This window comes from Microbulbifer sp. MLAF003, from assembly GCF_030012965.1.
Classification (GTDB): Bacteria; Pseudomonadota; Gammaproteobacteria; order Pseudomonadales; family Cellvibrionaceae; genus Microbulbifer; species Microbulbifer variabilis.
This window is the reverse complement of the sequence record NZ_CP120232.1, coordinates 3,726,722-3,738,946: the sequence shown is the minus strand read 5'-3', so window position 1 is coordinate 3,738,946 and position 12,225 is coordinate 3,726,722. Positions and strand designations below refer to the sequence as shown.

The window sequence follows — 12,225 nt, the reverse complement described above, 5'->3', positions numbered from 1 at the left end:
GTCTGGTGCTTGCTCGGGCTGCGCGGAAAAAGGGGGAATTATACCGCTGGGGTCTGGTGGGCAAAAGGCAGGTTTTGCCTGTATTGGTAATCAGTCCCAGACGCCCAGCTCGTCGACGACTTTTTCTATCTGTGCGCGCAACCGCCTCTCCAGTTGTGGCAATTGCTGTGCAACTAACTGTTCGATCAGGGCCTGGCGCTGCCGTTCCTTCTCGGTTGGCTCCAGCTGGTCGGCAGGCTCCCCTTCTTCAGTAATGGCTTGGGCCATTGCCAGGGCCTGAGTGCGTGTACCTGCGCTGGCGGGGTCTACCGGCTCTGGACTTTGGGCATCCTGGTCTACACCGGTGGGAACCTTGCCACCAGTGAGGCGCGCACGAATATGGGCAGGCAAGAAAGGGTTTTCCTGGGCGGGGCTGCTCTCTACCTGAGCTTGCTTCGCAGTTTCAGTTATCCCTCTGCCAGTCGCTTCAGGATCTGTCACCTCGGTTTCAGTCTCAGTTGGGGGCAGTTCCTGTAGTGGACGCAGCAATGCCAGGTCGGACTCAGCTAGCTGCATTTCGCACTCTGAAGGGGCAACTTCTTCCACCGGCGAGAATAGAATAGGCAGATCCGCCGTATCCAGGGCATCCTCCTCTATAGTAGGGGCTGATTGCTGCTGAGACATAGAGTCTGTTGATGAAGGGAGATCCGATGGTGGCTCGGCAGTAAGGGTGGGGACCTCTACCTGGGATCGGGGCTCTGGTGTCTGTTGGGAAGTGCCTTGCCCGTGAGGGCCGGCTACTTGATTGAGCAGGGGAATTTCGTCCAGGTCGTCGCTATTAAGGAGGTCGTGCAACGAACTGAGCTCGCTGAGCAATTCGCTGGGCTGCTTGCGTTGTTGTCCGCGCTGCTTGTGTTTGTTCTTTCGACCGGACATAGCGGTAGTGAGTAATTACATGCCTTAGTTGATCTTATGGGATTGTAACGGATATCCGCGATCACGGAAGTGACCAAATCGTAATCGTGAGCGCTGCAGTGTATCTGGATGTTGTACAACTATCTCCGCAAGGCGCTCAAAGCGGCTGAACCACTTGGGCACTTTGCTACATAAATTAATCAGCAGTCCATGGTGAGTTCCCGGATCTTCCCCGCTATTAATTTCAATGGCTGAGTGCTGCTCTTCGCTTTGAGCAGCATGTGGGAGAAAGCTGTCTTCGCGAAAAGTCCACAATAGCTGGTCGATCTGGCTGGCGTGGTCCCGGTTATCGACGGCAACCAGCACGCGCAACCCACTGCGGTAAGCCTTATCCGCAAGGCGACAGGCGAAAATATCCGCCTGTTGGGGCTGGTCGGATGAAAGGATATAAAAGTCGATTCGAGTCATCGAGGGCGCCGGTGAAATTCTTGTCCATGCAGAAAAGACAGACGGCCCCACCGGAGCCGTCCTATCAGCTACCCACCGTAAAGTGGGCGGCTATTGTGCGCGTTTAGCGCTTATTTGCCCAGGAGGTATTCAACTAGTAGTGGAACCGGGCGGCCTGTAGCGCCTTTGGCGGCGCCAGACTTCCAGGCACTACCTGCGATGTCCATATGTGCCCAGTTGTAATCCTTGGTGAATCGCGCCAGGAAGCATGCGGCAGTAACAGAGCCCGCCTCGCGGCCGCCAATGTTTTGCATATCGGCAAAGTTGGAGTCCAGCGAGGGTTGATATTCATTCCACAGAGGCATTTGCCAGGCGCGGTCTCCGGTAGTCTCGCCGGCCTTGATCAGCTCTTTAGCGAGCTTTTCGTTATTGGCATACAGGCCTGTTGCATGGTGACCAAGGGCAATAACACAGGCACCAGTCAGGGTAGCGATATCAATAACAGCACGGGGTTTGTACTTGCCGGCATAAGTAAGGGCATCGCAGAGTACCAGGCGGCCTTCGGCATCGGTATTCAGGATCTCGATGGTTTTACCTGACATTGAGGTCACAATGTCACCGGGCTTGCTGGCGCCGCCACTGGGCATGTTCTCTGCGGCAGCAACCATGCCCACAACATTGATCGATGGCTTCAGCTCTAATAGTGCATTCATCACGCCGAAGACACTGGCAGCACCACCCATGTCGTACTTCATTTCATCCATAGCCAGGCCGGGCTTGATGCTGATGCCGCCGCTATCAAAAGTGATGCCCTTGCCGACCAGTACAATCGGCTTGTCACTGGCTTTACCACCTTTGTAGTTCATGGCAATCAAGGCCGGCGGCTGGTCGCTCCCCTTGGCAACACTCAGCAGGGCACCCATGCCCAGGGCTTTCATTTTCTTTTCATCAAGGACCGTGGTAGTGAGTTTTGTGTGTTTTTTGGCCAATGCACGAGCTTCACTTGCCAGGTAATTGGGGGTACAGATGTTGCCTGGCATATCGCCCAGTTCACGGGCTACATTACTACCGATTGCTTGGGCTGCCCCGATATCGATTCCAGATTGAATAGATTTGAGTTGCTTTCGCTCCAGGCCGTGTACCGTGAACTTGCTCAAGGGATAGGGCTTTGCGTCAGTCTGGCACTGGGTGAAGCGGTAGGTGGCAAGTCCGGCTGCCATTGCAATTTGCTGTGCTTGCCAGGACTTGTCTGCACCGTCTACATCCAGTTCACACAGATAAGAAGTGGCGTCCTTGAACTTTTTAGCCGCTGTAGCGCTGGTCGTGGCCAGCTTGCGGAATTCAGCCTGGGTGAGAGCACCCTTGCCGGCACGAACGACCAGTACGCGATCACTGGGACCTTCGATCAAGTCAATCAGTTGGGTGCTGCCTGGCTTGGTGCCGAGGTCACCGCGCTTGAGGATTTTGCCAATCACTCCCCCGGTGAGTTTATCTAGGCTTTTTCCACTGTGGGTAAGGCTGTTTTTGGCATCTGCCGAAATAATGGAGCAGGCTGTGCGCTGTTTGGTGATATCCAAAACCTTGGCGGAGAACTGCATTTTTAGCTTTCCTTAAAATCTGACAAAAGATTGCATGGCTCTGAGCCGAGACATAGCAAGAATTTTTAGTGATAATGCGTCGCACAAGTTTAACCTGCCCATCTCTGGAATGCTGTACTCGGTGGGAAACTTGTTCATTTTGAGTCCAGATTTCATCACACCGCTGTCACCAAGGAATACGTTCGCCCTGTGATTATTTTCCGCTACCTCTGCCGTGAGCTGCTGTTTGCCACGCTGGCAGTCAGCGCTGTTTTACTTTTAATGGTGATGAGTGGCCGATTTGTTAAATACCTGGCGGAGGCTGCCGCGGGTGATATCTCGGCTAATATTCTTTTCTCCCTGATGGGGTTCCGTCTGCCGGGGTTCCTTGAACTTGTGCTGCCCCTGGGGCTTTTCGTTGGGATACTGCTCGCCTACGGTCGCTTGTACATTGAGAGTGAAATGACAGTGTTGCATGCCTGTGGTTTCAGCGAGTGGCGACTGCTGATGTATACCCTGGCTCCAGCATTGATGGTGGCTCTGGTCGTGGCTTCCATGAGCTTGTATTTCTCTCCTGCAGGTGTGGCACGCTCTACTAACTTGCTCAATATTGAGAAAGCCCGCAACGAGTTCGACCACCTGATACCAAAGAAATTTATCTCCACCAGTGGCGGTCGAGCAGTCTATTACGCTGAGTCCCTTAGTGAGGATAAGTCCACAATGCAGGATGTTTTCCTGGCTGAGTTGGGTGCGACTGAGGAGGAGACACAGGCAAACCACCAAGTGGTGACCCGTGCGCGCGAGGGTGTGCAGCAAGTCGACCCTGAGACAGGGTTGCGTTATTTGGTGTTGCGCGATGGTTATCGTTATGCAGGGGTGCCTGGGCAGCGTGAGTACAGGCAGATGGAGTTTGACACTTATGAGGTGCTGCTCGAGGTTCCTCAATTGCGCAATCGTTGGCGTGACCAGATGGAATCAGCACCCACCTTGCAGCTATTAAAGAGTGATGACCCCAAAGAGAAGGCATTCCTCTATTGGCGCTTCAGCCTTCCAGTTTTAGTACTAGTGGTCGCCGTGTTGGCTGTCCCTTTATCCCGAACAAACCCCCGGCAGGGGCGCTTTGCCAAGATGATCCCTGCGATCCTCCTTTACCTGATATACCTGGTAACTCTGCAGGGCGTTCGTGGTGCCATTGAGGACGGCAAGTTTGCCAACCCCTCTGTGATTTGGCTGGTGCATCCGCCGTTCCTATTGATCGGTTTGTTGTTGCTGGCTATGAGGAACTGGCGGCGCAAACCCAAGTTGCGCCCAGAGGGAGTAGGGGAGGCGACAAATGCTAAGGCTTGATCTGTATATTGGTCGAACCATAGCCCTGGCAGTGGGTGCGGTACTTCTTGTTATCCTCGGGCTGGATATTGTATTTGCCATTGTCGATCAACTGGGAGAATTCAAGGAAGGCTACGGCTTTGCGGAGGCAGTGCAGTATGTTTTGTGGAAGCTTCCTGCACGGATTTATGAGCAGTTAGGTTTTTCCGCACTGGTTGGCTGTATGGTTGGCCTGGGGACTTTAGCCGGGACCAGCGAGTTGACGGTTATGCGCGCTGCTGGAGTGTCGATCGGTCGTATTGCCTGGGCTGTGATGAAGCCGATTATCCTGCTGATCCTGATCGGTTTGGCACTGGCCGAATTTGTTATTCCGAAGACAAATGTCATTGCTGAGAACAACCGTGCCCGCGCGCTCGGAGAACTGGAGGCCACCGGTCTGGAGAGTGGTCTTTGGCTGAAAGACAGCGGGGAATTTGTGCATTTCAACGCGGCCCTGCCGGATGGCGAACTATACGGAATAACCCGCTATCACTTTGACAGTGACCAGGAGCTTAAACGCGTAGAGTTTTCTGAGCGTGGGCAGTTCGAAGGGGATAAATGGCAGTTGGAAAACAGTCGTATTACCAGCTTTTCAGCGGAGAATACCCAGAGTGAACTGGTACCGACCAGTAGCTGGAATGCCGAGATTTCCCCAGAGCTTTTTGCGCTCATTGTACCGCTACCCTCAGACCTATCCCCGAGAGATCTCTGGTCCTATGGTACCTTTCTCGATCGCAAGGACGAGGATTCCAGTCGCTACTGGCTGCAGTTCTGGAAAAAGCTTTTGCAACCACTCACCATTGCCAGCCTGGTGATGGTAGCGATCTCCTTTATCTTTGGGCCTTTGCGCGAGGTAACCACGGGGTTACGGGTTTTTACCGGCATTATTGTCGGTATTGTTTTCCAGACAGTGCAGGATATGCTTGGTCCGTCTTCATTGGTTTTTGGCTTCCCACCACTACTGGCCGTGGTGGTGCCCATAATTCTGTGCTTCATAGTGGGGTGGTTACTACTTAAGCGCGCCCGCTGAAGCGAATCACTTTTTCTTTTTGGGCAGCAGGCGCACCTGGGACTCAGATATCAGGTCGTGCCAGCTGGCCTTATCAGACCTGGCCCAAGCGGAAAAATAGCCGAGGCCAAGGCATGCCAATGATATTGGTGCCACTACAGCACGCAGGATACATTGACGCCATGAAAGCTGGACGCCATCGGGATTGGCTACGATGAGACGCCAGGCGCGCATACCAACAGTTTGCCCAGCCACACGCCAGGACCAAAAAAGTATCCTGCGATGACCGCAACTGCACCCAACTGGTAAATCGGGCCGCCCACACAAGGACTGTAATCCATGGCTTCCGGCTGGCAGTTGAGACCTCCAATTGCCGATGCGACAGGTAAGGCGACGAAGCCATAGACCATCATTAGCCCCATCAGGATCAGCAAATCGTACATCAGGGCCGCAAGGCGCCGTCCAACACCGGCTATAGGTAGTTCTGGGAAGGTAGTTGGGGTATTTGAGGTACTCACGGCAATCTCCGCCAAATTCAGATGGCGGAGATTCTAACAAACCTGAAGCTATGCAAGGAAAGGCCGCTTGCCAGTACTAGAATTCGTACTCGAAGGAGACTTTGAATTTGTCGTTTGAGAGGCTAAACCCATAATCGACAGAGTTGCCAATCTTACCGCGGTTGGTGGTATAGCGCAGTAGGCTGTTCCGGGCTGTGCGTTTATTACGTTGCTTATAGGTCTCAAAACCCATTTTCAGGATTTTGACCAGGGCCTTGCCTCCGGTAGTTGGTCGGTGTTCAGAAGGGTAGGTATGCATCTTCAGCCATTGGTAGTTAAGACGCCTCTGCGTACTGTTCATGGAGTTGTTGCGGAGGAAATCTGCTGCTTGGAGAAGGTCTGCATTGCCCATAGCGAAGGCGCTATCGGAGAAGTAAAGATTGCCGGATTGTAAATTGAGGGCCTGTTGGGAGTCGGGGATAAATAAGTCATCAGCGGAGCAGAAGCAGCAGGCGGGAAGCAGGAGCAATCCCACAGTTGTTGGTAAGGTCTTTCCCTGTCTGATTCTGAAGTTGCAGAGTACCATTCGATTTACCCCAGGGTGTTACTTCTCATCGGGACGCCGTAAGCGGTCGTTAAATTTATTATGGGACACCCAAATCAAAGCGTTATCCCTTATAAAATAGGCGGCTCTTACAACTTCACTTACTGGACAGTCGGGGATTGACGGTTAATTTTCTGCAGGCCGCATTAACTGGACACTTTTCCATTTTTGTCCAAGCAGTCGCAGATGTGAGCAGCAGGACGCCAATGTTTTTTTATTATTTTTTTGATATTGCCAGATTAATGCTAATGAAAAATTGATCTTGAGTTATGGGTCAATATCCATGGGTCTACCAAGACCCAGATCGGTTAAAACCGCAGCTTGGCGTAATAATTTTCTATACTGAACTTTTAATGCCACTTTTCCACAGAGAGTGAGTGTTGGCTTGTTTGCTCAGGGCACTACAAAGTGGTTGTTAGCCGGCCGCACAATATAAGTGAGGCTGGAAGCCCTGTTGTGGGATTGAGGGGCTCCTTCAGGGAGAGCAGTACCAGGTTATTTTGGGTAAACAGATCAACCCAGCTTGATATGGTGCGGAAGTACCAGGGTGCGGCCTCTTCGAAATTCCCTTCGATCCCTTCCCAGGTGCCGGGTCTCCAGCCATCTGTGTAATCCTGCTCTCCGCAAGAAATCAAAGGATGTAATGTCTGGACCAGCAAGTGGCCTCCAGGGTTGAGTAGGCTGCCAGCTTTCTGGAAAAAAACCTCCGTTGCCGATTCACCGATCAGCGAGAAGTTACACACCACCAGGTCAAACTTTTGCCCCAAGGCTTTCGTGTCCAGATCTTCATAGCTGGTTGTCAGGAATTGTTGATAATTCCCGCTGCGATGCTGTGCCTCTGTAATGAGTTCGGCTACGGCATCAATACCGTAGACATCAATGTTTTTAGCTGCCAAGTTGCGGGCCAACCAGCCTTCGCCGCAGCCGACATCCAGGACATTTGTAGGGTTGTGCGCCAAAATAGCTTCGATAATGGCGCGGTTGGTGATTAACTCCCGACTGGGAATAGCCGCTCGATCAATAACATTCACCCACTCCCCAGCATTTTTGTGCCAGCTTTGCAGGATTTTATTATCACTGAACTCGTAATCCTTCACCTTTGATCCTTTTCGTCTATGTAATTTCTTTCTGGTTGAGTGTACCGTCATGACAAATCCAGCTGCAAAGGTGCTGAGGTCCCATGTCCACTCAAATGGTGTTTGATTATGTGATCGTAGGTGCCGGCTCTGCCGGCTGTGTATTGGCTAACCGTTTGAGTGCTGATGAGCAACATCGGGTCTGCCTGCTGGAGGCGGGCCCTCCAGATCGCAGCCCACTGATATCCATGCCCCTGGGGATAGGTATGCTGCTTTCCGGGACCGGTTACAACCTTCATCACTTTACAGAACCCCAGGAGCACCTGCACGAACGGCGCCTGTTCTGGCCTCGTGGTCGCACCCTGGGTGGCAGTAGTTCTATTAATGCGATGGTTTATATTCGCGGTAATGGTGAAGATTATGATGCCTGGGAAGCTGCCGGCAACCCGGGCTGGGGTTGGCGTAGTATGCTGCCGTATTTCCTTCTGTCTGAAGGTAATGAGCGTGGCAGCGATGCCCATCACAGTGGCTATGGTCCGCTTTCAGTAAACGATCTGAAATGGAAGACTGAGTCGGGACAGGCATTCCTGCGGGCAGCACAATCTGTCGGACACAGGTTAAATGATGATTTTAACGGCAGCCAGCAGAGTGGAGTCGGCTTTTACCAGGTAACCCAACGTCATGGGCGCCGCTGTTCTGCCGCTGCGGCCTATTTGCATCCAGTCAAGAAACGTCCCAATTTAAGGGTATTGACCCGCAGCCCGGTAGCGCGCCTCATGTTGAAGGGCGATCGGGCAGTGGGGGTGGAGTTGCTCAACGGTAAAAAGATCCTGGCAAATAAGGAGGTTTTACTCTGTGCTGGGGCGATTCAGTCTCCGCACCTACTATTACTCTCAGGTATTGGCCCCCAGGAGGAACTGCGGAAGTTTGATATTCTGCTGCAGAATCACCTGCCTGGGGTAGGGAAGAACCTCCAGGACCATTTGGATATTTCCCAGGTAGTGAAAACCTCGGCCCCAATCACTTTTGCAAATGACTTGTGGGCGAAACTGAAGCACGCTACGCGCGCGCCTGAGTGGTTCTTCCTGAACCGCGGGCCATTAACCAGTAATGTTGCTGAAGCTGGGGGCTTCGCCAGTTCAACCTTGGCTAATGGCTGCCCGGATATACAGTTTCACTTCACTGCAGTGCCATCTTTTGATCACGGTCTTACTAAACAATCTGGGTATGGTTACACGATGCATGCATGTGCATTGCGCCCTAAAAGCCGTGGGGAAATCACCCTCAATACTGAGAGCCCCAAGGCGCTGCCGAGTATCCAGCCAAATTACCTAAGCGAACCAGATGATATGCAGGTGATGGTGGAATCCTTCGAGATGTCTCGGGACATCATTAACCAGGAAGATTTGCTGCGCTATCAGAAACGGTTGTTGTTGCCCGATCAAAAGCTCACCAACAAGGCTTCTATCAAGCACTATATTCGTCAGCATGCCGAGACAATTTATCACCCGGTGGGAACCTGTAAGATGGGCAATGATGATCTTGCGGTGGTCGATGCTGAGCTAAAAGTGCATGGTGTAGATGGACTGAGAGTTGTGGACGCCTCCATAATGCCCACCCTGATCAGCGGCAACACCAATGCGCCGGTGATCGCTATTGCAGAAAAGGCGGCGGATCTGATCTTGCAGCGTACGCCGCCATCAATGATGAAGAATACTCAAGTTCAGGAAGTTGAATGATTTGGCAATGTCCTCTCTGTGCAAAGCCGTTGACGCTGGGAAAAGAAACCTGGCACTGCAGTAACCGGCACAGTTTTGATCGAGCACGGGAAGGTTACGTTAATTTGTTACCGGTTTATCGCAAGCGTCGTAAGGAACCGGGAGATTCAGCTGAGATGTTGCGCGCGCGGCGCCGATTTCTCAAGGCGGGTTATTACCGCCCATTAGTAGATGCAATTGCAGCGCTGTTGCCACCGAAATCCGGTCGTAAACTCTTGGATATTGGCTGTGGAGAGGGATATTACTTACGCCAACTGGAATCCGCTGGGTGGCATGGTCATGCCCTGGCTGGTGTGGATATTTCAAAGTCCGGTGTGCGTATGGCAGCTAAATCTGACAGTGGCGCCCAGTTTATTGTGGCCAGTAATGTCAACCTGCCGGTATCCTCGAATAGCGTAGATGACTTGCTACGCATTTTTGCGCCGGCCCCGGATGAAGAAATGCTGCGGGTGTTAAAAGTGGGGGGGCAGCTGTTGGATGTTTCACCTGGACCGGACCACCTCTGGACCCTAAAAGGCCAGCTATATAAAGAGCCACGTAAACACCCTGCGCCAAAATTGGTTGAGGAACTTTACCCTGAGGTGGATATGCGCTGTTGCTTTCCTTTTAAGTTGCAGGGGCACGAAGCGATTACCGATTTTCTCGCCATGACCCCCTTTGCCTGGAAAGGCTGCCGAGAGGCCCGTGCAGAATTGGAGCAACAGGACAGCCTGGTTCTGGAAGCCGACTTTATTGTGCGCCGCTTTATCAAGCGTAAGTAGGTTTTACTTAGGGTAGCGAAATGATTTCTCCCATGGCTGCAGCTCGGGTTGATAGAAGTAACTAGAAGAGATTTATGGCAACACCAAAAGACTATGCATTTATGCGCAGGGCCCTGGAATTGGCGGAACTTGCCGCAGAGAGGGGTGAGGTGCCTGTTGGAGCAGTGCTGGTTCAGGATGGCAAGGTTATTGGCGAAGGCAGCAATCGTCCCATCGGGAATTGTGACCCCAGTGCTCATGCGGAAATAGTGGCGCTGCGTCGAGCTGCTGAAGGTAAACAGAACTATCGCCTGCCCAATACAACGCTTTATGTAACGATAGAGCCCTGTACCATGTGCTTCGGTGCCCTGGTTCACGCTCGCGTCAACCGGCTAGTGTACGGTGCCACCGAGCCCCGGGCGGGCGTGGTGGAGAGCCAGTTAAAGTTAGGGGAGGCAGGTTTTTTCAATCATAAGATCGCCGTGGAGTCTGGAGTGATGGCGGAGGAAGCTGGAAAACTGGTGCGCGAGTTTTTTCATGGTCGACGCTGAACTGGCTTTTGCATTCCTGGTGAACAGCATCATTGTGGCAATTGTCGTGTTGATTCACCATGAGGTCCTCAACGCTCTGGTCCACTTAGGGCGCTGGTTGCCTGTCCGGCATAATTTCGCCATAGTAATTGGAGTATTTGGAGCCCTCCTGGCTCATGTAGCAGAAATCTGGCTGTTTGCTTACGGTTACTACTTTATGGTGAATTCGCCTTATTTTGGGACTTTAGTGGGCAATTTTAATGGCAGCCTGCTCGACTGTGCTTACTTCTCTTTTACCACATATACCTCGTTAGGCTTTGGGGATATAGAACCCCTGGGGCACTTGCGCTTTACTGCAGGGCTGGAAGCGCTGACAGGGTTGGTTATGATCACATGGACGGCTTCATTTATGTTCCTGAAAATGCAAAGAGTCTGGGATATTTAAACTGATTACAACTTCATTCTCGCAGTGCGACCAGGCCTCTGTTTCGGTTTTTGTGCAGGATAGAAGGCCTGGTAATGCCGCAGTAAATAAATATGTCTCTCGACACTGCGCCACAATTTGCCAAATGGATGTACCCAGTAGAGCCAGCGCGCAACTTTTGCTCGTCCCACATTCGACTTTACGATGCTTGAGGTGTGCGCTGTTTCCCAAAGCAAATGAGGCTCTACACCATACAGTTTCAGATCAAACTGCCAGAAGTGATCAAAGACTTTATCAATCGGCTCGAAAATACGATTGGCATGGCCCAGGATCTTTTCCATACCCTTACGGTTAAGCAAATACCCTTGGGCACCGCACCAGCCGCGTTCAGGGCGAACCAGCTTGTGAATGCCGTCATTCAGTGTCTTGATAATCTTGCGTTTGCGTACTTTAAGCCCCATCAGCCGGATCATTTCAATTTCTTCCGGTAGGCGCTCAAGCTCGGCCAGTATTTTGCCAAAATCCGGCTCCAACTGTACATCATCTTCCAGGATGCAAACCCGGTTGAGACCGGTTTGGTAGGCGAGACGGATAGCGCGCAAGTGGGCTAAGTAGCAGCCAACTTCAGAGTTTTTAAGTGCGCATAGGTGGCGCCAACGGGTTGTACGATTGCAAAGGACTTCATCACCTTCAAACCTGGGAAGGGCAGAGCGTCCATCGACACCGCTGACTAAGGCGGTTCGCAGTCTTTGGGACTTGAGGGTTTCCAGAAGGTTATAGACGGTTCCTCCCTCTGGGTGGAGGCTGATAATCCAGCAGGGAGTTTGGGCTATAAAAAGAGGGATCTTCTGCGGTTTGCGCTGCAGCCTGGGGCGAAGACTAAGCGGAAGGCGCCGTTTTAGGCGGTGTTGGGGGAATAGAGGTTGTCGTAAGCGGACAGGCTTGGTCACAACTACAGCAGGGCTCTCAATTTCGGGGTACACATAGACTCCCAACCCCCAGAGGGAGAAAAGTGACCGTAACTAGAAAGCTTCTGCATAACGTTAACCTCAGTCACTGCAAGCAAACTGGTAGTGTTGGCAAAGCCTTACTTCCATTTAGGCGATCAAGTGGAGAATGGTTTTCTCAATGGATATTAGTGATCGACTAAAAAGTCAGAGCATTACATGCACCGTTACAGCTGGATGGTGCTAGGCCTAAAATAAGTTGCCTTCTAGTCTGAGTGGGTGATTGATTTTCCTCTAAGTGCAAGGGAGGCTTTGGAATGAAAACAGAGCAACAAAA

General features: G+C 52.0%; 14 protein-coding genes. 6 read left to right on the top strand and 8 right to left on the bottom strand.

What is annotated here, in order from left to right; genetic code table 11:
* Window positions 1–90: 90 nt before the first annotated feature.
* From P3339_RS17930 to P3339_RS17920, 3 genes are all read right to left on the bottom strand, one after another.
* Window positions 91–915: a hypothetical protein gene (locus tag P3339_RS17930; protein ID WP_282951424.1), complete on the bottom strand. Its 825-nt coding sequence runs from the start codon at window positions 913–915 to the stop codon at window positions 91–93.
* Between the two features lie 24 nt (window positions 916–939).
* Window positions 940–1,362: a DNA polymerase III subunit chi gene (locus P3339_RS17925; RefSeq protein WP_282951423.1), complete on the bottom strand. Its 423-nt coding sequence runs from the start codon at window positions 1,360–1,362 to the stop codon at window positions 940–942.
* A gap of 110 nt (window positions 1,363–1,472) precedes the next feature.
* Window positions 1,473–2,939 carry a leucyl aminopeptidase gene (locus P3339_RS17920; protein ID WP_282951422.1) on the bottom strand — a complete coding sequence of 489 codons (1,467 nt, stop codon included), beginning with the start codon at window positions 2,937–2,939 and terminating at the stop codon, window positions 1,473–1,475.
* Between the two features lie 189 nt (window positions 2,940–3,128).
* Between P3339_RS17920 and lptF the strand changes: the two genes are divergently transcribed.
* Both lptF and lptG read left to right on the top strand, forming a co-directional pair.
* Complete coding sequence (gene lptF / locus P3339_RS17915) at window positions 3,129–4,265, top strand: LPS export ABC transporter permease LptF (protein WP_020412235.1); 1,137 nt, start codon at window positions 3,129–3,131, stop codon at window positions 4,263–4,265.
* Entirely contained in the window at window positions 4,252–5,313 is a 1,062-nt protein-coding gene (lptG, locus tag P3339_RS17910; RefSeq protein WP_026304958.1) for an LPS export ABC transporter permease LptG, read from the top strand. The genes lptF and lptG overlap by 14 nt, the downstream gene beginning before the upstream one ends.
* 6 nt (window positions 5,314–5,319) lie before the next feature.
* Here the strand turns inward: lptG and P3339_RS17905 are convergent, their stop codons facing one another.
* The 4 genes from P3339_RS17905 to P3339_RS17890 form a co-directional block, all read right to left on the bottom strand.
* Complete coding sequence (locus P3339_RS17905; RefSeq protein ID WP_282951421.1) at window positions 5,320–5,526, bottom strand: RDD family protein; 207 nt, start codon at window positions 5,524–5,526, stop codon at window positions 5,320–5,322.
* On the bottom strand, window positions 5,502–5,810 hold the full coding sequence (locus tag P3339_RS17900; RefSeq protein WP_282951420.1) for an RDD family protein: 309 nt from the start codon (window positions 5,808–5,810) through the stop codon (window positions 5,502–5,504). The genes P3339_RS17905 and P3339_RS17900 overlap by 25 nt, the downstream gene beginning before the upstream one ends.
* A gap of 76 nt (window positions 5,811–5,886) precedes the next feature.
* On the bottom strand, window positions 5,887–6,324 hold the full coding sequence (locus P3339_RS17895; protein WP_282951419.1) for a hypothetical protein: 438 nt from the start codon (window positions 6,322–6,324) through the stop codon (window positions 5,887–5,889).
* A gap of 470 nt (window positions 6,325–6,794) precedes the next feature.
* Window positions 6,795–7,490 carry a class I SAM-dependent methyltransferase gene (locus P3339_RS17890; protein WP_282951418.1) on the bottom strand — a complete coding sequence of 232 codons (696 nt, stop codon included), beginning with the start codon at window positions 7,488–7,490 and terminating at the stop codon, window positions 6,795–6,797.
* 83 nt (window positions 7,491–7,573) lie between these two features.
* Here P3339_RS17890 and P3339_RS17885 point away from each other — a divergent pair, with 83 nt between their 5' ends.
* From P3339_RS17885 to P3339_RS17870, 4 genes are all read left to right on the top strand, one after another.
* Window positions 7,574–9,208 (top strand): GMC family oxidoreductase, encoded by a 1,635-nt coding sequence (locus P3339_RS17885; RefSeq protein ID WP_282951417.1) that lies wholly within the window; start codon window positions 7,574–7,576, stop codon window positions 9,206–9,208.
* Window positions 9,205–10,008 (top strand): putative RNA methyltransferase, encoded by an 804-nt coding sequence (locus P3339_RS17880; RefSeq protein ID WP_020412241.1) that lies wholly within the window; start codon window positions 9,205–9,207, stop codon window positions 10,006–10,008. The genes P3339_RS17885 and P3339_RS17880 overlap by 4 nt, the downstream gene beginning before the upstream one ends.
* 74 nt (window positions 10,009–10,082) lie before the next feature.
* On the top strand, window positions 10,083–10,538 hold the full coding sequence (gene tadA / locus P3339_RS17875; protein ID WP_282951416.1) for a tRNA adenosine(34) deaminase TadA: 456 nt from the start codon (window positions 10,083–10,085) through the stop codon (window positions 10,536–10,538).
* Window positions 10,525–10,962, top strand: a complete 438-nt coding sequence (locus P3339_RS17870) for an ion channel (protein WP_020412243.1) — start codon at window positions 10,525–10,527, stop codon at window positions 10,960–10,962. The genes tadA and P3339_RS17870 overlap by 14 nt, the downstream gene beginning before the upstream one ends.
* Before the next feature lie 5 nt (window positions 10,963–10,967).
* Here P3339_RS17870 and P3339_RS17865 read toward each other — a convergent pair whose 3' ends face one another.
* Window positions 10,968–11,924: a glycosyltransferase family 25 protein gene (locus P3339_RS17865; RefSeq protein ID WP_282951415.1), complete on the bottom strand. Its 957-nt coding sequence runs from the start codon at window positions 11,922–11,924 to the stop codon at window positions 10,968–10,970.
* Window positions 11,925–12,225 lie beyond the last annotated feature (301 nt).